We start from the raw sequence: 22,795 nt of genomic DNA, 5'->3' as shown, positions 1-22,795 counted from the left end.
AGGACTAATAAATGCAGGATGTGAAACTTGGTAATGCCGCTTTATAAGGAAGAAAAAATTATTCTTTAAGGAGAGATTTTGCAATGAAAACACTCGTTCTTGTTTTTCACCCCGATTTAACGGCTTCCCGTATTAATCGACGCTTGACGGAAGAAATGGAGAAGCAAGTGGGCGTCACCGTTCACCGTGTCTATGAGGCTTACTCCGATGAGAAAATCGATGTCGCAGCCGAGCAGAGGCTATTGGAGCAGCACGACCGCATCATTTTGCAATTCCCTTTCTACTGGTACAGTACGCCTTCATTGTTGAAAAAATGGGAGGATGTAGTCCTTACCTATGGTTGGGCTTTTGGAAGCAAAGGGGATAAGCTGCACGGAAAAGAACTGTTGATTGCCGTTTCTACCGGAGCTGCTGAAGAAAACTATTCGCCAGACGGCAATTTTAAATACACCGTCCAAGAGCTACTGCGACCTCTTCAGGCAACCAGTAACTTGATTGGCACGCGCTATTTGACACCATATATATTGAACGGGGTAATGCAACACCTGTCAGACGAGGAGCTTGAGCAAAGTGCCAAGGATTACGTGACTTATGCATTGAACCCTGAACTTGCGCTACTTGCCGTGCGGTAACAAGTAGATTGTTAAAAAGACGAATGAAAACATCCCTTCGATTACTCTGGGCACATGGTCATGGGGCACCGGCGAAGCTGGCGGGGATGCCGTTTTCGGGAATTATCTTACAGAAACCGACTTAAAGCCGGTATTTGACGCGGCGATGGATGCCGGATTCAATTTATGGGATACAGCGGCTGCATATGGGAGGGGCGCTTCAGAAACGATTCTGGGGAGCTTTACCAAAAGTCGTAATGATGTGCTGATCTCAACGAAATTCACTCCACAAATTGCGGGAGAAAATGACAACGCTGGAGGAACAAACGGTATGCGAAAAATATTATCTGTGGTTCTCGCTCTGGTATTGGGCTTCACTTCTGCAGCTTGTGGTGGAAATAACAGTGGAGGCTCTAATCCTGACGAAGCTGAAACGATTGGCAATAATTCAGGACATTCGAAATTGTAGGAGGACTGGATAATGAGCAATTGGTCTAAAGATGAACTGCGACAGATCGCCGAGGCCGATGACCTTCATATCTCACCGTTCCGTGAGGACGGGGTGACCTACGGGACCCCGACCTGGATTTGGTCCGTGATGATCGGCGATGGTCTTTATGTGCGAGCATATAATGGGCGTAACTCTCGATGGTACCAAGCCGCGGTACAGCAGAAGGCCGGGCGGATTACTGCCGCCGGTATAACCAAGGAGGTTACCTTCGAGCCGGTTGACGGTCCCATTAACGACCTCATCGACGCGTCTAATACTTTATTTTCTTTTGACAGAAGGGGCTGTAATGCTTCCGTGAGAGGTTTATTAACAAATTGGCAGAAGATTGTGTGCACATGAAGAGAAATATTGGAGAGCCCCAGAAGCCGAAGCCGGTTTCCGGGGCTTTTTTCTGTTGAATAGGAAGAAAGACCCATAAAATAGGACTATATAACAATTTATGATAACAAATTCTAAATATATCTAAAAGTCTCAAGACATTCCGTCGATATAGGTATTGCCGATTGATTGGAGCTGATTCTAAGTTCCTATCTTTTATGAGAAATCAGATAGACCACCTCAACGAAGACCGGACATTGCTCTTTTTTTTTGCAGTTATTGTTGGCCGGGAGTCTACCCGACGGATCTGCATTCGTCATGACGGATGCATCACGAAAGCATATATGAACATAAGAAAAGCTGCACAAATGCAATCTGAAGCGAAAGAGGGATGCCTATGGAACATATGGACGAACAATGGCTTGAGCTGATTGGCAAGCAGGAACAGATGGAGAAGCAAGAGGTGCTGAAAGCCGCATTATCCCCCGAAAACGTCAGCCAAGCGATTCAAGCAGGGGAACTTGCACTGGGCGATGAGATCATTTCGTTTCAAAGGACGGAGGTAGTGCCGAATCAGGTTTTCATGTTTGTGCCGGATTTCTTCGAGCCTATGCCGGAGGAGTATGCCAGGATCAAATATCCCGCCGAACGGCGTCCCAAAATCATCTACACCGATGAAACGCTGGAGATTAATCTAACCGTAAATCCCACAAACAACAGAATGGTTAACAATGAAATGGAGCAGTTTGTGCAAGACCTCAGCTTCCTGATCAAACGGATGCAGCCGAATGCGAAGTGGTTGGGAGAAGGGGTGCGCGAGGTCGGAGGCCGCAAGATGGGCTTTTATGAATTTACCGTGCCTGTGCTGGACGGTGTGATGTATAATGGCATATTTTTCATAGAACTGGAGGGGAAAGGGCTCTTCTTCGGTCTCAATTGCATGGAGCGATATCAGGAGCAGTGGCGTCCGATTGCGCTTGGCATCATGGATTCCCTGCAAATCAACCCGATGGAACGGGAAGAGGGGGATGCATAATGGAACGATCTTATGCGACTTATCAGGACATTGAAGTCACGCCGTTTGCGTTAGAATCGATCCGGGAGCTAACGATTGTACAGCAAATCAACGAGCACGCTACGCTTCGTCTGAAGGGCATCGTGCCGGAAGAACAGAAGGCCGGTTATGCCGGTATGGATTATGCCCGAATGAATGTGGCCGTTGTGCAAAGGCTGGAACAAGGCGGGAAGAGAACCCTGTTTCAAGGCATGGTCACGAATATACAAATCTATCACGTTCGGGACGTATACCATATCGAAATGGAGGCGGTATCGCTATCGTATCAGTTCGATGTGACGCGAAAGGAACGTACATTTCAAGATACGGGACTTGCGTATGCGCAGTTGGTGGATCAGATCGTACAGGATTACGACGGCGCGGACGTTATGGATGAAGCTTCGAATGGCGCGGCTATTGGCCGCATGATTTTACAGTACCGGGAGACCGACTGGGAACTATTGAAACGGTTGGCATCCCACTTTAACACCGGACTTGTGCCGGCGATCGGCTTTGATTCCCCGAAGGTGCACTTTGGCATTCCGGAGCCTGGTTTTAAGGGGGAAGTTAACGCATACCATTACCGGATACATAAACGGATGGAGCTGTATCAGCTGTCGGTGCAGGGACAAGTGCCGGAATTGAGCGAGAGCGATTGCATCTTCTATGAAGTGGAAACCGATCAAGTATTCGACATCGGCATGGAGGTTGCGTTCGACAACCAGCAGCTTGTCGTAAGCGAAGTCAGAACGGATATGAAGGACGGGCTGTTAAAGCATACGTACTTCTTAGGCACGCGGCTGGGCTTGAGCCGGCGAAAGCAATATAACATGGCCATCGTCGGGGTCTCGCTGCAGGGCAAAGTGATTGCGGTAGCCAAAGACCGGATTCAAGCGCATCTGAACATCGATCCCGAGCAAGACGCGGGCACAGCGTTCTGGTTTCCGTACTCGACCATCTACGCTTCGGAAGACAATGCGGGCTGGTATTGCATGCCGGAGATCGGCGACGATGTGCGCGTCTATTTTCCAACGCATAAAGAAGAGGATGTCATTGCAATCAGCTCCGTGCCGAAACCGAAAGCGGAACCGCCATCGGCAAGCGGAGGGCAAAGCGTCGGCATGGCAGGAGCATCGAGCGGCGGCACGGCATCAGCAAGCGGCGGCGGAAGCGATCCGATGGAAGATCCGAGCATCAAAACCATCAAGACCAAGAACGGCAAGATGATCGTGCTCGCTCCCGATCATATCCTCATCACGGGCGATGGCGTATCCATTATGCTCAGCGATGCAGACGGCATTTCCATTGTCAGCAGCAAAAACGTGACGGTGAAAGCGACGGAAGAAGTGATGTTAGCCTCGAAAAAAATCACGATCACCGCCCAGGAAAAATTAGAGATGACTTGCAAGGGCAGCTCCGTGGTGCTCGAAGACCGCGTCGATGTGAAGGGAACGCAAGTCCATAACAATTAAGGAGAGAAAACCATTGCAGCAGGACGCGTTGAAACTATGGCTTACGCAAGATGTCTCGCAGCAGAGGGAAACGATGATCCGGCAAATCGGCGCAGAGGTTCACGCGCAGGCTCATGCGTATACCAAGGAGTGGATCGAACCCTTTCGGAAGTTGTGTCTTCGCATTCACGCGATGCAAGAAGCCGGACATAAGCGGCCCATCGCCTACATGCACGTGTCGTATTTGCGTTCCTGGCTAGGGCAGGGAAAACTCATGTGCAGCCTGGAAGCGTATGACGACAGCTGGTATCTGGACCGGGAGGCCTGCATCGAACTGCACGAGGCGCCATGGCTGTACGCCCACCTGGAAACCTACCGAAACGCTATCGAGGCGTCGCGCAAAAGCTATGGAAGCGAGATCTTGCCGCTGGAAACCGATCGTGTCTGGCGGGAAGACATGGCCATAGCCGGACACTATGTGATCAGCCTCGTTCGTGCGGCGGCTCCGCGTATCGTGGAACTTCCGGAGTTTCAACAGCTTCGGCGCGCTGACATTTTCCGCATTCGCGCAGGCGAATATATGGATCTAAGCGAGGACGTCTGGGTTGAAGAACGGAGAGACAAAGACGCTGCGGCCATCCGTGCCCGGCTGGAGCAGCGGGACGGTTCGCTAAATCGCTACCAGGACTGGCGAGACCTGGATTTGAGCGGCGGCAACTACGAAAGCGCCGACTTGGGCTATAGTCACGTAACAGACGCTAATCTTTCGAGAAGCCGCCTCAACAAAAGCATATGCGCAGGGGTCGATTTTTCCCGCAGCAACATGCAGGGCGTCGATCTCAGCCAAAGCGTGCTCTATGATGCCAATTTCAGCCATTGCGACCTGCAAGGAGCGAATTTCTGGCATACGGCAGGCGGACAGCCGCTGATCCTGGAAGGGCAAATCCTGGGGACTTTCGGCGTGAATTTTACGCATGCGAATTTGCAAGGGGCGAACTTGCTGTTTGCGGATCTGGAAGGCGCCGATTTTCAGGGCGCTAATCTGCAGGGAGCCAAGATCATCTTACAGGATGCCGCGCAATTTGCATTAAGCGAAGAACAGAAACGGCAGGTCATCTGGATGGAAGAGGATGAGACGGGGCAATTGGCGGAAGTTCGCCCATAGACCACGTACAGGGGGAAGGAGCAGGCAGGTGTATTACTTTCGATTGCAGCAGGACAAGCGGTTTTTAGATGGTTTGCGTTTGGAACAAGTCAGCCGGGACATGGAGATTGACGAGCGAAATATTGTATTTGTGAAGGAAGACGGGGAACAACCGGTCTATCTCGACTTCATCGACCATCCCCGTTGGCTCGTATCGGATCGGATGAAAGGCTTGCTGGAGAAGTACGATCGTTTCCTGCGATTTTATTCCGCCGTCCTAACAGAACGCAGCACCCAGCGTCAGGACATCTACTGGTTCATGGAGCCGGACGAAACGGACTGCTTATCCGAACGAACGCAAGTGGAAGCAAGCGGAGCCTTGAGACCGCTGGTGCTGGCGGAAACAAAAGTGAGGCGGGAGCGCATCTTTCGCGTGGCGGGAGTGAAGGAAGACATCCTGATCATCCGTCTGGATGTAGCGGAAAGTTTGCAAAGACGGGGATTTACAGGGCTTCACTTCACCCCGGTAGAGCTTGCCTAGAGCAAAGCGCGAAGCAAAAGACGAAAAACCGGCAACGCTTGCGAAGAAAGCATGAAGGAGGGATAACAAATGGCAAGCTTTATAGCGTTCAGAAAACCTAGCCCTCCCAGCGTGGAGGGGGCGGCGGGAGCGGAAGCCAGCTATGTGGTGAGGGGAGCGATATTGGAGTGCCAGTGTGGCAGCAATCCCAATCTGCTCAATTTGCCGACCTGTCATGGGGCCTATATTCAGGGGCAGCCGCTGATGAACGTGGCGGACAGCAAAGCCGTCGTCAACATCCCGAACACCTTCGGCGTGTGCGAAGCGCTGGATAAGCCGTGCGAGCCGCAAGTGAACATGGAGTGGATGAACGGGAAAGCGGATGTGCTCATTGACGGAAAAGCCGTGTTAACCAGCGATTCGTATATCATGTGCACGAAGCATGCGGAGGGAGTCATCTACATCGCCGATGACGGGCAGAAAAAAGCGTAGCATCATCCGGCGACCGAGGGGGAAAAGACATGTTAGGAAATGAATGGGAGCGCCTGTCAGGCTTGACCGTGCAGGACATCGCGCTCAAATGGCCGTATGGAAAGCTGCGGCTTGAGGAAGTGAAGATGAAGCGATTCCCCGGCATGCATGCAGTCTTGCAGCTTCAGGGCGTCATGAGCGAGGAGGACAGCCATGAGCTGGTGCGGCAAGGCAGCAGCCGCGACCAGGCCGGGCTGTATGCGGTTCGGGAAGGGCAGGCTGACTACCCGTTGTTTTTAGGCCAGCTGCACGACATTCAGGCGGATCGCATCCACGATGTATGGACTGTCCGGGTGGACATCATCTCGCATTCCTATCAGATGGATGTCAAGCGGATAAGCCGTTCCTTCCAGCATGCGGATATGGCGTATACCGACGTGCTGAAAGAAGTGATCCATGCGTATCCGGGCGGTGATTTTCTGGAAACGGATGCCTTTGGGCACGGAGCTTCGATTGGCGATCTGCTGCTCCAGTACGAAGAGACCGACTGGGACTTTATTCAGCGGGTTGCTTCCCATGCGGGGGCCGTGGTGACGTCGGATGTCAGCACCCATGAGCCGCGGGTATGGATCGGCACACCGACGGTAAAGCAGCATGTGAAGCTGGAAGAAGGATTGTACCAAATTGAGCATGACGTAGAGTCATTCCTGACCGCTGTGCAAACGGGGGCCGAGGGCTTCCAGGAGCAGGACTTTACCCGCTTTATGGTGCGAATGGATGAGTGGCTCGGGCTTGGGTCCGAAGTGGAAGCGGCCGGACGCCGGTTTGTGGTCGCAGGGACCTTGGGCCAGCTGAACAAAGGGATGTTGGAGTTTACGTATTTGTGTACGACGCCCGCAGGACTTCGTCAGAATAAGCGCTACAACGAAAACTTGGCAGGATTGGCCATGGAAGGGCGCATTCTCGCCATCGGAGTCAAGAAAGCGAAGGTGCATCTGGATATCGACGAAGCCCAGCCGGAGCAGGAAGCGGTCTGGTTCCCGTATTCCTCCCCAGCGAGCCACATCTTTCACGCCATGCCGCCGATTGGCTCCAGGATCAAGCTGTATTTCCCGAGCCATGAGGAAGCGGACGCGATGCTGATCCAGTCGGTGCGGACCCCATTCTCCCCGCAAGGGGAGGCGGCGGAGAAAGCAAACAAGAAAATGGCTGACTCCACTGTCAAATCGTTTGCTACCGGCGGGGGGAAGGAATTTGAGCTTGGAACGACAGATATTTCGTTTACGGCGAAGGAAGGTGCACTATTCGTCACCATCGGGGAAGAAGGCGGCATCACGCTGCAAAGCGACAAAGACATCGTGCTGACGGCGGAACAGGAGATGGCCTTTAGTGAGCTGAAAAGGTTTCGGGCGGAAGCGGAAGAAGAGCTGTGGATCGCCGGCGGGCAAAGCAGCCTGATCCTCAACGATACGACCGATGTGACCGGGCCGGAGGTCACGATGATCGGAAGTGAACGGCAATCCTTCGAGCCCTTAAGCAATCCGGAGGCGGAGCAAGCCAAAAGCGACAAGGAGCGGGACGGCTTCCTGGAGAAGCTGGGCACCGCGCTGGATGTGCTAAGCATGGTGCCAGGACTTGGCGTCATCGCGGGAGCCGCAAGTGCGGTCGTGAGCCTCTGCCGGGGCGACTTTTTCGGCGCGGCGTTATCCATCGGCACGATGCTGCCTTTCGGGGGCGCGGCATTTGGCGCAGCGAAGCTGGCGGCGAAGGGCGTGGCGAAGGTAGCGGCTAAGGCGGCGGTGAAAGCAGGCGGCAAGCTTGCGGGGAAAATGGCCGGGAAAATCGGCCGGGCCGCAGCAAAAAGGGCTGTCCAGTTCGGCAGAAGCTCACTGAACAAAGTGCTGACCGGAGCGCGGAAGCTGAAGGGCCAGGCCGATGCCTTGAAGGACCTGCTGGCCAAGAAGCTGGCGGCGATGGAGCAGAAGCTCGCGGAGAAGAGCAAGGCGCTACTCGACAAGGCATTGGAGAAATCCGGCGCGAAGAAAGCGCTGACGGCTTTTAACCACAAAGTATTAAGTAAATTCCAATGCACCAAAGGGCTGAAGGACAAGTTCTGCAAGTGGGGCTTCGAGCCGGTAGACCTGATTACCGGGCGGATGATGAGCGAAGCGACCGACTTCGAGTTCCCGAGTCCCTTGCCGCTCCGTTGGGAGCGCCGCTGGATTAGTGACAGCCGCCATCAAGGATGGCTTGGACATGGCGTGCATCACAGCTTCGATATGCGGCTGGAAGTACTGGACGACTGCATCGGCGTGCTGTTAGCGGATGGGCGACCAGTGGGATTTGAACGCTTGCACCGGGGCCTGATGGAAACGCGGAACCCGAAAGAACGGCTCGTCTTGCGCCGCGAAGGCACCGGGTATGCGATGGTGGAGGAAGAAAGCCGCCTGACGTATGTCTTCGAGTCTGCGATCACAGCGAATCGCCCGTCGGGAGCGGTGAAGACGGCAGAGGTCCAGCGCAGGACAGCAGAGGAGTCGCAGGAGATACGCGGCCTTGGGTATCGCATAAGCAAACCGCTTCAGCAGGAAGGCAATACCGATCAGGCTTCACCGGAGGAGGAAGCAGCCAAGCCGTATCGTCTGACTCGCATCGAGGATGAGTTTTGCCGTCGGATCGTCTTGACCTATGATGCGCGCGGCTACTTGCAGCAGGTGACCGACAGCGTAGGCCGGGTGCTGGACATCAAGACCGATGAAGCCGGACGGATCACGAAAGTCATCTATGTGTACCACCCCCATTCAAACAACGCCTCCAGTGAACAGCGCGAGGTATTGGTGCAGTACCGGTACAACGAAGTCGGCGATCTTGTTGCGGTGACGGATGCGCTGGGACAGACAACCGAGATGTATTACGACCAGCACCTGATGTTAAGGAAGAAAGACCGCAACGGGTACAGCTTCCACTGGCGCTATGACAGCCCGACAACAGGAGCGCGCTGCGTTCATACGTATGGGGATGACGGACTCTTGGAAGGACGAATCGCCTACCATGACGGATGGAATGAAACGACGAACAGCCAAGGGCATGCGACGCGTTATGATTATAATCCCGAGTATTATTGTACCCGGATCGTCGATCCGCTGGGTGGTGTCGTGGAATATGCGTACAGCGAACTGGGAGAACTGGTGAGCGAAACGGATGCGGAAGGCCGGGTATCCCGGTATGGGCATGACGAGTTCGGACGGCTGGTTGAGGACATACAGCCGGATGGAGGCGTATGGAGCTTTACCTATGACACAGCCGGCCGGCTGGCGCAAGTGACCGATCCCGAGGGCGGCATCCGAACCTGGCAATATGACGAACAGGGCCGGGTTAGGGAAATAACGGAGGCCGACCAAACGGCGACCCTCCTAGCCTATGACGAGCGTCATCGGATCAGCGAAGTGAAAAGCCCGCAGGGCGCGATAACGAAGCTCGCCTACGACGAGCAAGACAACCTGGTTCAAGTGACCTTGCCGGATGATACAAGCGGGAAGTGGACGTACAACCACCGGGGGGAATGTGTGCAGGAGATGAATCCGCTCGGAGCGAAGCAGACGTTTGTGTACGATTCACTGGGGCGGGTCGTGCACGCCGAACTGCCGGACGGCAATGTGCTTCGGCTGCAATACAATGCCTATGAGGAAGTGGTTCTGGCGGAAGACAACCAGCACCGCGTGGCATTTGGCTATACTCCGCTTGGGAAATTGACGTGGCGCGAAGAAAAGGGCAAACGCATCGAGCTTGCCTATAACAAGGAAGAAGAACTGACCGAAGTGATCAATGAACGAGGCGAGCGCTATGTGCTGGAGCATGATGCGAATGGAAACATTGTTCGAGAAACGGGATTCGACGGAATCCAAAGACAATATGTACGAAGTCCAGGCGGCCTATTGCAGAAGGTGGAACGACCGGGCGGCAGATGGACGGACTTCAGCCATGACCTCATGGGTCGCGTGACCAAAGCGGAATACAGTGACGGCCTGGTGGAGACGTTTGGGTATAACCGCATCGGGGAACTAATGGAGACCGCCAACCCTTACGCCACCCTCAAATTCGAGCGTGACCGAGTAGGGCGTGTGACCAAGGAATGGCGCGATCAGTATTGGATAGCCAGCCAGTATGATGAGCTGGGTAACCGGACGGTAGTAAGCAGCAGCCTGGGTGCTCATATCACCATGGAGCGTGATCTATTGGGGCAAGTAAGCCGGATGCAGGCCCAGCGGGACGGCGGCAGCGACGCATCCCCAGCGACTGCTGCGCCTTGGGCCGCGCAGATGACATACAATACGTTGGGACAGGAAATCGAACGGCTGCTGCCTGGCGGTGTGATCAGTGAATGGCGGTATGATGAAGCCGGACGGCCTGAACAGCATAGCGTGAAGACAGGTGTACGGGAAAGCCGAAAGAGAAGGTACGGATGGAACGCCAACTACCGTCTGAAGTCGATGGTGAATGAACTGACCGGGCACAAAATCCAGTACAACTATGATGATTTCGGCAATCTGATCGGGGCAACGAATCCCTTCGACAAGATATTCCGCATGGCCGATGATGTGGGCAACTTGTACAGCAGCGGCCACAAAACAGACCGGACATACGGTCCCGGCGGGCGTCTGCTGGAATTCGAAGGAACACATTACAGCTATGACGAAGAAGGCAATCTGATTGAGAAAATAGAACCGGACGGCACGCATTGGCGCTACGAATATTACGGCAACGGCATGATGAGCAAAGTGGTACGCCCGGAGGACAAGGAAGTGACGTTCACCTATGACCCGCTTGGAAGGCGGATCGAAAAAGTGTATGATGGGGTCAAGACAAGCTTTGTGTGGGATGGGAATACGATCCTGCATGAGTGGAATGAAGATCCGCAATCACTCACTACATGGGTGTTTGAAGACGGAACGTTTAGCCCGGCAGCGAAACTGACAGCCGAAGGTCAGTATAGCATCGTTACGGATCATATCGGTACGCCTGTGGAGATGTATAACGAGACAGGCGAACGAGTGTGGGCGTGCGAGTTGGACATCTATGGGAAGGTTCAGAATTTTGACCTTCAAGGAACGCGAGGCGCATGTCCGTTCCGGTATCCGGGTCAGTACGAGGATGAAGAAACAGGGCTGTACTATAACCGTTTCCGGTACTATTCGCCGCATGAAGGGATGTATATCCAGCAGGACCCGATAGGGTTAGCCGGGAATAACCCAACGTTGTATGGGTATGTGCATGATCCGTTAAAGTTGTTTGATCCATTTGGTTTGATGCCTTTTTGGAAGTTGCTTAAGTCTTCAGGAATGGGGCATCACGCAATGCCGAGGGTTCATGCTAATAAACACGGTTTCCCACTCTTAGGCACAACGCATGATTCCCCTTCATGGTACCCTTATGAATTAGAGGGTTCCGATATGTTGCATAAAGAACTTCATGAAGCAGTAAGAAAGGAAGGCGTTCCATTTAAAGGATCATTCAAAGGAACTGCAACAGAACTTATTGAAAAATTAAACAAGGCTTACTCACCATTTAAACAAAGAGGCTATATGAAAATTCCAAATACAGGAGAGATATTAGCCAAAAATGTTACCATTCAAGGAGCTTTAAACAAATCGATAGAATGGGATAGAAAACAAAAACTAAAATTAGGGGAGTTATGTAATGGGAAGTAAGCTTAGAATAACATTAGATTTTCCGGGAATTGTGATTTTTGATCCAGTAACATTGACTGATTATCTAAATGAAAAAAAAATAGCTACTTCAGATTTGATAACATTCTTTAATGAAAATGAAGAAGTTGGGGAAGAGGTCATTAAACGAGGAGCTATTATTCCTATGTACCCTATTCCTGAATTGGATTATAACATTTTTATAAATCTTGAAAACAAAAGTGATGTTCCCATCCCAATGGAATGGAAATTGTTTGAAACACAAACATTTCCCTTAAGGGTATCTAGTGAGGTAGTAATTATATCTGATATTGAAGCTATAATGGATTGGGAAGAGGAATTTTATGTGAATTATGAAAACTATCTTGACGAACGATCTACCTCAAACGATTATACAAAAATCCCAATGGGAAATTATGGAGTAAGCATTACAGGTTATTGTGAGCCTAATAAGGGCGCAGAAGCTGACTATGGATATATTTTGAACTTTCAAAGAGGTTCGGAGTTGCCAACATTTATTTTTACGAAGAGTATTGATGAATACAATTTTATAGTTGATCCGTTAAGAAAGAAATAAAACGATATAAATCGTTAAAGCTCCCCCTACGAGTACTATGCGTTTGGGGGTTCTTTTTTTCTACAACTTAGTGATGCCCTATAATGTTCGACTTCGGTATGCTAATTTAGACCTTTATGTAAACAGCCAATACGATGAAGTTGGCAACCGGACGGAAATAACCAGCAGCCTGGGCGCTCATATCACCATGGAGCGTGATCTATTGGGGCAAGTAAGCCGAATGCAGGCCCAGCGGGACGGAGGTAGCGACGCATCCACGGCGAATAGCACACCATGGGCCGCGCAGATGACCTACAATGCGCCGGGACAGGAAATCGAGCGGCTGCTACCTGGCGATGTGGTCAGCGAGTGGCACTATGATGATGCCGGGCGCCCTGAACAGCACAGCGTCAAGACAGGCGGACGAGAAAGCCGAAAGAGAAGGTACGAATGGAACGTCAACTATCGTCTGAAGTCGATGGTGAACGAACTGACCGGGCACAAAACCCAGTATAACTATGATGATTTCGGCAATCTGATCGGGGAAACGAATCCCTTCGACAAGATATTCCGCATGGCCGATGATGTGGGCAACTTGTACAGCAGCGGCCACAAAAAAGACCGGACATACAGTCCCGGCGGGCGTCTTCTGGAGTTCGAAGGAACCAGCTACAGCTATGACGAAGAAGGCAATCTGGTTGAGAAAATCGAGCCGGACGGCACGCATTGGCGCTACAAATACTACGGTAACGGCATGATGAGCAAGGTCGTGCGGCCCGATGGCAAGGAAGTAATGTTCACGTATGACCCGCTTGGAAGACGAATTGAAAAAGTTTTTCAGGATAGACTGGCAAGCCAGCTGCAGCTACGTTGCGCAGCTGGCCACCGACGCGCCCGGCGTACCGATCGCGCCAACCCCGTCGCCTCCTTTTTTGTGCTAGTTCATATTCCGTTCATATTGCCGTCACGAAGGGAACATCTTGCTTGATTACACTTTAAATATGTCGCCAAGGTGGCTCTACAGATACAAGGACAGGAGAAGATGAACGTGACAATAATGGTGGAAATAAAAAAAGCTGGGACCAAAAACCGCAAGAAACGGAACTTATGGTTAAAAATACTTGGAGGTATTCTCGGGGCGCTTGTGCTGTTCATGGGCATCGCATTTGTCTTTAATGCAATCAGTAACGGGATCGAGAAAAAGAAAATCGAATCGTATGGCCAGTATGTCAATGTGGATGGAAAAAAATGAATGTGCTCATTCAAGGCAGTGGCGAACAGACTGTCGTCCTCCTTCCGGGACAAGGAACCCCGTCGCCTGCGCTTGATTTCAAATTGTTGATCGATGAATTGTCTCCAAATTACAAAGTAGTAGCGATCGAGCCTTTCGGTTATGGGTTGAGCGACGAAACCGAGAAAGAAAGAACAACAGAGAATATCGTCAGCGAAGTTCACAAAGCTGTGCAGCAGCTGGGTATTGACCGTTACGTTCTGATGGGACATTCCATCGCGGGACTTTACGGAGTGTCCTATGTGAACACCTATCCGGATGAAGTTCTTGCTTTTGTCGGCATCGATAGCAGCGTTCCTAATCAACCCGGCATGGATGTCAAATTGCCTTTGAAATCCATGCAGTTTCTTCAAGAATCAGGTCTGATGAGATTGCTCAAAAAAGTGAGCGGAGATCCATATGAGTCGCTTGCATTCGATGAGCATACCAAAGAACAGATGCGTTTGATTTCGAATCAAGTCACGAGCAATCCAACGATGATGGATGAGTTGAGACACCTCGGTTCCAATTTCAAAAATGGAGAACAACTCACCTACCCTCATGATTTGCCGTTGCTTCTCTTCGTTCAATCGAATAACGAGAACAATGAGCAGTGGGTTCCGCTGCATGAGGAGCAAGTCAATCAATCCGCACAGGGCAAAATGATCCCCATGGAAGGTTCACATTACCTGCATCATACGAAATTCAAAGAAATCGCCGAGGAATTCAAAGAGTACATGAAGCAAATCCAATAGTATGGTTGATAATTAAACTGCGATGCTGAACTCGGTGCCGTGGTTTCTTTGTTTTGCGATTCGACCGTAACGGATTCCCTCAGCCCAAGCATCGGAAGCCGGGGCGGCGAATCTCGGGAGTCCCGAATTCATCGTGAAATTGTGCTGTCTGAATATGCTCATGAGCGATGCAACTGCGTACCATCGCATGCCTTTTCATTATCCGAATACATCAGGCGAAGTTGTCTTAACATGCGTTGCAACGAGAAGCGACTATTATCCGGACTTATTGTTTAGACTATTTCCAATGATTTACTTATTTTCGGGAAACAAGCATTGGTACCGTGCTTGGTTCTCAAGTAAGCGGGAAGGGCATGAAGGCAACGATTCTGTCGCTCGGTACCAAGGTTGCATTTGCAGGAGCTTCAGTTTGGCCCTAAGTTACTCTCATTTTAAGTTTATATACAGACACTCGTTTTCTGAACATGTTATTAATGGAGTAACCATTAAAACTTTGTTCATGCTCCGTTCATATTATATTCATTGAGAGGACATCTTGGTTGGCTATACTTGCATATTAGTGGACCGCAAGGCCACTGTACAAATAACAAGAGGAGCTGAAGAGTTTGACACAACCAGTGGGAAAGGAAGTAAGGAATAGTACAAAAACAAAGAGAGTGCTACATATTTTACTAAAAGTAATCGTCGCAGTAGTTATAGCCATCCTACTTTTTATCGCCATCGTGTATACCGTAAACAAAATCAGCAGTCATTCAGAACAAAAAAGAATGGAACAGTACGGTCAGCATGTGTCTGTAGATGGAAAACAGATGAATGTTTTCATTCAAGGTCAAGGCGAAGAAACCGTAGTGCTTCTTCCTGGTTATGGAACAGCGGCACCTGCACTTGATTTTAAGCCACTCATATCAGAGTTAATCCCTTATTATAAAGTCGTCGTGATTGAACCATTTGGTTACGGTTTGAGCGACCAAACCCAGAAGGAGCGCAGTACAGCAAATATCGTAAGTGAAATTCATGAAGCGTTACAAAGTCTCCATATAGATCGTTATATTCTCATGGCTCATTCCATTTCGGGGATCTATAGTCTGGATTATGTGAACCAATATCCGAACGAAGTGAGAGCGTTTATCGGGCTGGATAGCAGTGTTCCCTCGTTGAGAGAACAGAAGATTGATTCGTCAGTGACAGAACCGATTAAATGGTTCCGCAACTTGGGCTTCGCCCGTTTACAATTGAAACTGAGTGCTGACCCTTATGATGGACTGCCCTATGATGAACAAACTAAAGAACAATTGAACATTTTGATACACAAAAACATGTATAATAATACTCAATTAAATGAGGCAGTGAGCATGTATTCCAACTTTAAAGCAGCAGAACAGCTGACTTTTCCTTCCAATTTACCTGTCCTTTTCTTTGTCCAAGCGAATCACCCTGTGACGGACCGATGGATCCCCGAACATGAGAAGCAAATAGAGGAGTCTGTACATGGAGAAATGGTCTTATTGGACGCGGGACATTATTTATATCGTTCCCATCCAAAAGAAATCTCTGGGAAAATAAGGGATTTTATAGGCGGAATAAAATAAACAATTGAATTTTAGACCGTTAATCTGAGTACCGGATTAACGGTTTTTTTGTTATAAAAAAAGGCTGGGATGTCGAGGGACAATATCCTTTTCTTGTATCTAAGGCTATAGCTGAAGCAGAAAGGTCAAAGGATACGCAGGTGGAATCTTATCGTTACTGCTTATCCCAGTTATTATGTGGTTTCAAATTAAAAAAAATTCTTTTGGGGGCTAATCACGTTGTGTGGTTAGCCTTTTCTGTAATTTGACGGAAAGGAGGAAACCTTTATAGTAAACTTGCTGGATGGTAGATTTCAAATATGAAAAATAAGAAAAATACATTACAAGAAATTATGGATTCAGGTCTCACCCTAGTTCAAGAGCGGGGTTATAACGGGTTTAGTTATGCTGACATTGCTGAAGCAATAGGAATTCGAAAAGCGAGCATCCATTATCACTTTCCATCTAAACAAGCTCTGGTGCAGGCTGTTCTGATTCGATACCGTAGAGAGTTCATGGATAAACTTCAACAAATCCATGAACAGCCTATTAGTTGGCGACAGAAATTACAATCTTTTTTTGGACTTTACCGTGAAACACTGGAAAAGAACACTAAGCTTTGTTTATGTTCAATGATGGCTGCTGAGTTGAATTCTTTTCCAGCCGAAATTCGTGACGAATTAAATAATTTTTTTGATGCCAATACGACTTGGATTGAGTATGTACTCAACCAAGGAAAATTAGAAGGTGAACTCACATTTTCCAACGGTGCCTTAGAGCAAGCGAAGACACTAATTGCTTTTGTACAAGGTGCCCAATTAATGTCTAGGACTTCAGGTGAGATAGGTTATTATGATTCGCTCGTCTCAAACTACATGGTGACTTTGACTCCAACCACTCGTTCATTTAATTAATGAATAAATTGTTGATATTACAAGGTTTTGAATCTGTGCAATAACTTTTGGAGGAACCAGTGAATCAAGGGCGACCTAGACTGAAGCAATTGATCATTCAGAATTTTCGGGGAATAGGAAAACGTCCAGTTACAATTGAGCTAGATTATGTTTAACCTGAAAAAATGGTTGGGCACGAAATTCAGCGATGAAAAGCAAGCTGAACTTTCCGTGTATATGCTTCCTAATCTCCCTTACGACAATCGAGATTTTAGCGCACGCACGAAGGCGATCACAAATGCGAAAACCAAGCGGAAGGAAGACACTTCAGCTATAACGCCTATATTACCTGAAATAAGAGCAGAGGGACATCTAAGATGGAATCAGGTGAGCCGGCTGCGAGAAGCTTTCCGTAAGGCGATTGCGGACGTTAGAGAGCATCGATTGCCGCTCCCAATGGAGTTTCAATATGATGAATCTGAATATGTTGGGGAACGCTGGCACTTCATTCTTAGAGACCTGAAAGGTTTTGGGCAGTTCCATGGAGAGAAGAAGGGTTACAGAGAGTTCAAAGATGAAGACTGTGTTCTCAAGTTCGTCAAAGCAGAAAAGCTAGAGGACGGGTCTGAAGACGAGCATAAAGAAAAAGTAGTGAATTACCTCAATCATTGGGGATACGAGATAGAAGATGGTGGGAAGACAACTGCTCCATTTTTGCCTCGAAATCCCGGGCTGTTAATTCAGGGGTTTGAAACCACACGAACTGCCAGGCTAACGAACAAACTTCTGATTAACATCGAACCAATTTATGTGGCATGTATGTTCACTAGATTCGCACTAGACATTATAACATCCTCTGGTGCCAGGATAAATGAACTGATGCAGATAAGTTGCGATAAGGACTGCTGTGTAGTGACGGTTGATAAAAGCGTTAGTCCGCCGAGGAAAAATTACATTTTCCGACTAATTCCTAAAGGAAGAGAAGAGCCGGACAATTATTATATGCCGGAAGAAGCTTTCAAGTTTATGGCGGAAATTCTGAAGATGCTTAAGGAATCCTGTAAATCAAACACTATCCCAGAAGTACAGTATGACGTGGATAGCAGATGGCAGTTTTGCGCAACATTGTTGTCTTCAAAAAAATTCAGATTTCCACTTGAGCCTTACGTAACGTAATGATTTATAATGAACGTAACAGTAGGATGAAATGCAGGCCGACGGCCAAAAAAATCGAACAAAATAAATTCGAAATCGGAGGAGAAACGGACATGAGAAAACTCGTATTGTTCATGCATGTGTCGCTGGACGGGTATGCGTCGGATTCGAACGGAGGACTCGATTGGATTCCGTACAACGAGGAATTAGAGAAATACGCCGAGGAGATCGTAGCCGAAGTCGGAGCTCCCGTTTACGGACGCACGACGTATCGCTTGATGGAGAGCTACTGGCCCACGGTGCTGGACAATCCGAATGCGTCGAGGCATGGTATGGAGCATGCCAAATGGCTGCAGGATGTTAAGAAGATCGTCATTTCCGGCACGATGGACAAGGTGGAATGGAACAATACGATGCTGATCAAGAACAATATCGCAGAGGAAATCAAAGTACTCAAGGAGCAGCCCGGCAAAAATCTCGTTATCTTCGGCAGCCCGGGAGCGGCGAAGACGCTGCTTAAGCTCGGCCTGATCGACGAATTCCTGCTTACAATTTGTCCGGTCGTCCTGGGCGGCGGAAAATCGGTATTCGACGGCGGCGGCGAGAAAATCAGGCTCAAGCTGCTGTCCAGCCGAACGTTCAAGTCGGGCATTATCGCGGCCCGCTATGAGTTGGAGAAATAGCCGTACAAGGTGTTCCGCTAACATTCTACACCAAAGGGCTGCCGCGGACGATCGGCAGCCCAGGGATTAAATCGATTTAATGATATATGTACAAAATACGGGTTTTGTGAAGAAGTCCTAATTAAACCACAAGTTACCGATTACCGATCTACAAAAAAACGGATTCCAGTTGTCATTTCTCTGGATTCCGTTTTTCATAACTGATTTGCTCTGACAAATTTTCGTTATATGTATATCAATTCTCTAAACGAGATTCCCAAATCCGATTAATTCTCTCCAGCTGCCCCAGTGTGTAAGCAATATGGCAAAGGTCATGAACTAATACCCAGACGGAAGTGCGTCCTTCCGGAGGAACCTCTCCCCAGCATAAGACACCCCGGCTTAAATCAATAGGTGCAGGCAATAAATTCGTTTCAGTTAAGCTATCAAACGTTTTTGCCAAGCGGTTTTTTGTATCTTCCAACAGTTTTTCCAGTTCTTTATGATCTCCCTGAACACCGAATTCATTAGCGCGAACTCTATCTGTGGGAATTCCCCCTACGACATCTCCGATCCAATAAGCGGCCGATCCCAGCAAGTGGTATGTCAAGACAAAGGGACTATTTTTCATTTGTTGGGGTGTCCAATTAAGAGCTTCAGGAGGAAGATTTCGAACAATTTTAAATACGTCATCCAAGAGCCCTTCTGCAATTACTTTTAAATCTTTCCCCACTTCAATGCTCATATTTGTTTGTACATTTTCATTTGGCATATGCGTGTCACTCCTCGATTGATGAATTATGAATTACTGAACGGCGTAGTCATAGTTAAAAAGTAAAGGTAACCCGCCGGTGTGAATAAAAATAACCGCATCATACCTGGACAATTGTCCGTTCTGCCCCATATGAACCAAAGCCGCCATGGCTTTGCCTGTGTATACCGGATCCAGGAAAATCCCTTCTGATCGCGCGGTTAGATGGATTGCGCTGCGGCAGGCCTCGGTAATATCTGCGTACCTCGATCCGATAAAGCGATCTTCGATCCACACTTGTCCCTCGTCTATCGTCTGCTCATACCCGGCCAGTTTCAATGTTTCCGTAGCAATTCTGGCCGTTTTTGCTTTTTTGATATCCGTATTCCCGCTTACACTTACACCCAAAATCTCAAAGTTATTCGGAATAATGCTTGAACCCGCGATTAATCCGGCATGTGTCCCGCAAGTTCCCGTCGCGACTGCAATAAGAATACGTTTGGCATCCATCTGCATAGTGCTGATCTGCTGAACCAACTCCTTGACAGCCAAGATATACCCAACTGTCCCGAGCGCATCCGTCCCTCCTTCCGGAATTAGGTACGGGGTTCCGCCCTCGTTAGTTATGGTCTTGGCAATTTGCACCATCGTTTCATTAATTACTTCCAAAGACGGTCGGCCGGCTGGCGGGCTTACGAAGGTAAGTTCCGAATCCATCAGGTGATCCAAGTACAAATTACCGCGGCGTTGATCGTCAGGCTGGCCGCTTAATACCAAATGAGGTTCTAGCCCGAGCTTTCTGGCAGCAGCAGCGGTTAGCTGGGCATGATTGGATTGGACGGCTCCGGTCGTAATAATGTGGGTTGCTCCATTCACGATGGCTTGACCTAATTGAAATTCAAGCTTTCTTGCTTTATTCCCCCCTCCTCCCAGGCCAGTCATGTCTTCCCTTTTGAAAAATAACCGGCAGCCTAATTGCCTAGATAGCTGGTCGGCAGGCTGTAAGGGAGTAGGCCACGATCCTAACATGACACGAGGCAGAGCTGAGATATTATTCATTCCATATTCCCCCTTACTTTCTGAGCTTTTCCTGTTCAACGTAACCCATTATAATTTCCAATAAACTAACCTGTCAATATAATATTAAAGGGTTAGTTAATAGCTTTCCTCTTTTTAATTAACCCTTTATGCATGTATAATGGAGTTAGAAAACACAGCGAAAGGTGATCCGATTCAATGGCTGTTCAAGAAAAATTTCAGTTTCTTTCAGACTCTTTAGCTTTGAATTTGGTTAATACAGAAGAAAATCGTAGAGGAAAAAGACATGATCTGCTTGAGACCGACCAGCAAGTTTATTCTTGGTTTGAACACATGTTCTCCGAGCAGGTCATCCATGCCGAACAATTCTCACCAAACGATCATGTCCATTTTTCACAAGAATCCGTATTTGCTCTTAAAGAGCTTAGAGGTCTTTTGCGAAAGGGATTTCAGGACATCGTAGATGGGCAGCAAGTAGACGAGCATTGGATTCATTCATTGGAGAGATATATCAATCACGCTCCTTTTACCTTTGCGATCAAGGGAAATAAGCTCATACCCATTCCCTGTGGACCGTATGCAAATGCGCTTCTCTCCCTTATCGCTTATGACGCACTGGAGCTGCTGGCAAATGGCAAGCTTGCCACTCTTCATCGATGCTCCAATCCTAAATGTTTATGGATGTTTATGGATGCTACAGGAAAACGTAAGTGGTGCTCTATGAAAATATGTGGAAACCGTATGAAAGCAGCACGCCACAAGGATCGCTCTTAACAACAGAGAAGCGAAAAAAAGAGCCAGCACTTTTTGAGTGATGGCTCTCCTTTGGAATTCCAGAGTTCCTATTCTATTGTCTCTTGGTAAAAACGAGCAATGATCCAAAAATAAAATAGATGGCACCTACGGCAAAGACACTATAAAGAGTCAATGGGATCGTAGCTGGGGCCCATACTTTTATAAATGCCCAAGGCAATCCACCAAGAAAAATTTTCGGAGCCAAAATCATAAATGTCATACTTGCTGCAACGATCAATGTATGTAATACGAACAGCCATAGCCTCTTTCCATTTAACGAAGTCCAATTCCGTTGTTTTTGTGCCAGCTTCCTCATGACTCTTAGCGATAACAACGTGAATGACACGCCGACACAGCCGATGAATATACATATGATCGTCAAGATTTGATCTAACTTTTGGTAGCTATCAATATGGTTATTGGATACGTTCTTTCCCTCCCACAGATCCATCACTCCTTGGCCTATGGAGGTCGTAAAGCTCGTTTTCATATTGGCCAAAATGACTACCCCCAATTGTTCATCGGGCTGCATAATGAAATAAGACGAAAATGTCGGGTTCTCTCCGTCATGAAGTATATATTTTTTATCGTTTTCTTTAAGGATTTCCCATCCGTACGCGTAGCGGGTATTTTCATCGAAAGGCTCTACGGTCTCGTCAGGGATATGTGATTCGTATATTAGCTGTTTGTCAATAGAATGGCTCGGGTCGATTCCTAACTGAAGGTTCATCCATTTCGCTATATCATTCGTATTGCTGATAATATATCCTGCTGGAATATTCCCCCGATAAACCGGCGGAGTGTACATTTGCGCTTTCATAAATCCTATTTTATATCCGGCAGCCATCTCAACGGATTGTACTTGATGCAGCCCAACAAACGAGCCTTTCATTCCGATCGGTTCCAGAATATGCTGCTTCATATAAACATCATAAGGCTTCTTTGTTACAATCTCGATTACAAGTCCTAATACGTCGTAATTGATTGTCGCGTATTCGAAAGAGCTGCCCGGCTTACGATTGAGCTGCTGGCTCTGTAATCTTTTTACGGTTAGCTCAAGGGCATTATCCGCATTACTCTCAGGAATAAGCGCTATTGAATTGAAAGCTATTCCGCTAGTATGATGAAGCAACTGATTTAAAGTAATCGTTTGTGGCGCCCCATTATAAGTTAATTTCAACCATGGTATATACTTCTGGACATCATCGCTACGTTTTAACAAACCCTCTTGTTCCAATTGCAAAATGGCTAAAGCGGTGAAAGCTTTGGTTGTTGAACCTAATTCAAATAAAGTATTGCCAGTCACCGGTTTTTTCAGCTTTACATCGGCGTAACCAAAACCTTTCTGGTATACCGTTTTCCCTTTCTCTACAATAACTACCGAAATCCCTGGAGTTTTACTCATGCTTCTTTGTTCTTCAACAAACTGTTCGATCTTCTGTATTTTTTCATTTGACACAGCGCTAGCTATTATCGGTGAAAAACCGCTAACTGCCATCATAACAACAATCATCAATAGCATGCCAATTTTTACAGATGATTTCATAAACGATTCTCCTTGATCAAA

Annotated in this window: 19 protein-coding genes and 1 pseudogene; 17 read left to right on the top strand and 3 right to left on the bottom strand. The window is 48.4% G+C overall.

Annotation, left to right across the window (positions count from 1 at the left end; translation table 11 throughout):
• Positions 1–83: 83 nt before the first annotated feature.
• From VK70_RS09610 to VK70_RS09540, 16 genes and pseudogenes are all read left to right on the top strand, one after another.
• Positions 84–632 (top strand): NAD(P)H-dependent oxidoreductase, encoded by a 549-nt coding sequence (locus tag VK70_RS09610; protein ID WP_025696754.1) that lies wholly within the window; start codon positions 84–86, stop codon positions 630–632.
• Positions 633–639: 7 nt separating this feature from the next.
• A complete protein-coding gene (locus VK70_RS27120) occupies positions 640–1,080 on the top strand; it encodes an aldo/keto reductase (RefSeq protein ID WP_081754913.1) in 441 nt (146 codons plus the stop codon).
• 12 nt (positions 1,081–1,092) lie between these two features.
• Positions 1,093–1,461 (top strand): DUF2255 family protein, encoded by a 369-nt coding sequence (locus VK70_RS09605; RefSeq protein WP_025696752.1) that lies wholly within the window; start codon positions 1,093–1,095, stop codon positions 1,459–1,461.
• A 376-nt stretch (positions 1,462–1,837) separates the two neighbouring features.
• Entirely contained in the window at positions 1,838–2,476 is a 639-nt protein-coding gene (locus VK70_RS09600) for a hypothetical protein (RefSeq protein WP_025696750.1), read from the top strand.
• Entirely contained in the window at positions 2,476–3,966 is a 1,491-nt protein-coding gene (locus tag VK70_RS09595) for a contractile injection system protein, VgrG/Pvc8 family (protein ID WP_025696748.1), read from the top strand. Before VK70_RS09600 ends, VK70_RS09595 begins: the two co-directional genes overlap by 1 nt.
• Before the next feature lie 13 nt (positions 3,967–3,979).
• Positions 3,980–5,110: a pentapeptide repeat-containing protein gene (locus tag VK70_RS09590; RefSeq protein WP_025696747.1), complete on the top strand. Its 1,131-nt coding sequence runs from the start codon at positions 3,980–3,982 to the stop codon at positions 5,108–5,110.
• A 28-nt stretch (positions 5,111–5,138) separates the two neighbouring features.
• Positions 5,139–5,630, top strand: coding sequence for an imm11 family protein (locus tag VK70_RS09585; protein WP_025696746.1), 492 nt, complete (start codon positions 5,139–5,141; stop codon positions 5,628–5,630).
• Between the two features lie 69 nt (positions 5,631–5,699).
• Positions 5,700–6,101 (top strand): DUF4280 domain-containing protein, encoded by a 402-nt coding sequence (locus VK70_RS09580; protein WP_025696744.1) that lies wholly within the window; start codon positions 5,700–5,702, stop codon positions 6,099–6,101.
• A 29-nt stretch (positions 6,102–6,130) separates the two neighbouring features.
• Positions 6,131–11,788 carry a DUF6531 domain-containing protein gene (locus VK70_RS09575; RefSeq protein WP_025696742.1) on the top strand — a complete coding sequence of 1,886 codons (5,658 nt, stop codon included), beginning with the start codon at positions 6,131–6,133 and terminating at the stop codon, positions 11,786–11,788.
• On the top strand, positions 11,778–12,362 hold the full coding sequence (locus VK70_RS09570) for a hypothetical protein (RefSeq protein WP_025696740.1): 585 nt from the start codon (positions 11,778–11,780) through the stop codon (positions 12,360–12,362). The genes VK70_RS09575 and VK70_RS09570 overlap by 11 nt, the downstream gene beginning before the upstream one ends.
• A gap of 202 nt (positions 12,363–12,564) precedes the next feature.
• Positions 12,565–13,329, top strand: coding sequence for an RHS repeat domain-containing protein (locus VK70_RS09565; RefSeq protein ID WP_233277801.1), 765 nt, complete (start codon positions 12,565–12,567; stop codon positions 13,327–13,329).
• A gap of 54 nt (positions 13,330–13,383) precedes the next feature.
• A pseudogene (locus VK70_RS09560) lies at positions 13,384–14,366 on the top strand (alpha/beta hydrolase).
• A gap of 605 nt (positions 14,367–14,971) precedes the next feature.
• Positions 14,972–15,955 (top strand): alpha/beta fold hydrolase, encoded by a 984-nt coding sequence (locus VK70_RS09555; RefSeq protein ID WP_025695556.1) that lies wholly within the window; start codon positions 14,972–14,974, stop codon positions 15,953–15,955.
• Positions 15,956–16,254: 299 nt separating this feature from the next.
• The gene (locus VK70_RS09550) at positions 16,255–16,848 is read left to right on the top strand and encodes a TetR/AcrR family transcriptional regulator (protein WP_025695555.1); all 594 of its coding nucleotides are present in this window, start codon (positions 16,255–16,257) and stop codon (positions 16,846–16,848) included.
• 147 nt (positions 16,849–16,995) lie between these two features.
• Entirely contained in the window at positions 16,996–18,003 is a 1,008-nt protein-coding gene (locus VK70_RS09545; RefSeq protein ID WP_025695554.1) for a hypothetical protein, read from the top strand.
• Positions 18,004–18,095: 92 nt separating this feature from the next.
• A complete protein-coding gene (locus tag VK70_RS09540; RefSeq protein WP_025695553.1) occupies positions 18,096–18,665 on the top strand; it encodes a dihydrofolate reductase family protein in 570 nt (189 codons plus the stop codon).
• A 235-nt stretch (positions 18,666–18,900) separates the two neighbouring features.
• On the opposite strand, the gene VK70_RS09535 is transcribed toward VK70_RS09540, so the two are convergent.
• Together VK70_RS09535 and VK70_RS09530 are read right to left on the bottom strand one after the other, a co-directional pair.
• Entirely contained in the window at positions 18,901–19,416 is a 516-nt protein-coding gene (locus VK70_RS09535; protein WP_036640447.1) for a DinB family protein, read from the bottom strand.
• 33 nt (positions 19,417–19,449) lie between these two features.
• Positions 19,450–20,424 carry a 1-aminocyclopropane-1-carboxylate deaminase/D-cysteine desulfhydrase gene (locus VK70_RS09530; RefSeq protein WP_233277838.1) on the bottom strand — a complete coding sequence of 325 codons (975 nt, stop codon included), beginning with the start codon at positions 20,422–20,424 and terminating at the stop codon, positions 19,450–19,452.
• Between the two features lie 207 nt (positions 20,425–20,631).
• Between VK70_RS09530 and VK70_RS09525 the strand changes: the two genes are divergently transcribed.
• On the top strand, positions 20,632–21,207 hold the full coding sequence (locus VK70_RS09525; RefSeq protein ID WP_036640441.1) for a CGNR zinc finger domain-containing protein: 576 nt from the start codon (positions 20,632–20,634) through the stop codon (positions 21,205–21,207).
• Between the two features lie 73 nt (positions 21,208–21,280).
• Here VK70_RS09525 and VK70_RS09520 read toward each other — a convergent pair whose 3' ends face one another.
• A complete protein-coding gene (locus VK70_RS09520) occupies positions 21,281–22,774 on the bottom strand; it encodes a serine hydrolase domain-containing protein (protein WP_025695552.1) in 1,494 nt (497 codons plus the stop codon).
• Positions 22,775–22,795: the final 21 nt, after the last annotated feature.

It is taken from the genome of Paenibacillus durus ATCC 35681 (assembly GCF_000993825.1).
GTDB classification, from domain to species: domain Bacteria; phylum Bacillota; class Bacilli; order Paenibacillales; family Paenibacillaceae; genus Paenibacillus_AQ; species Paenibacillus_AQ durus_B.
This window is presented reverse-complemented; position numbering and strand designations above follow the sequence as displayed.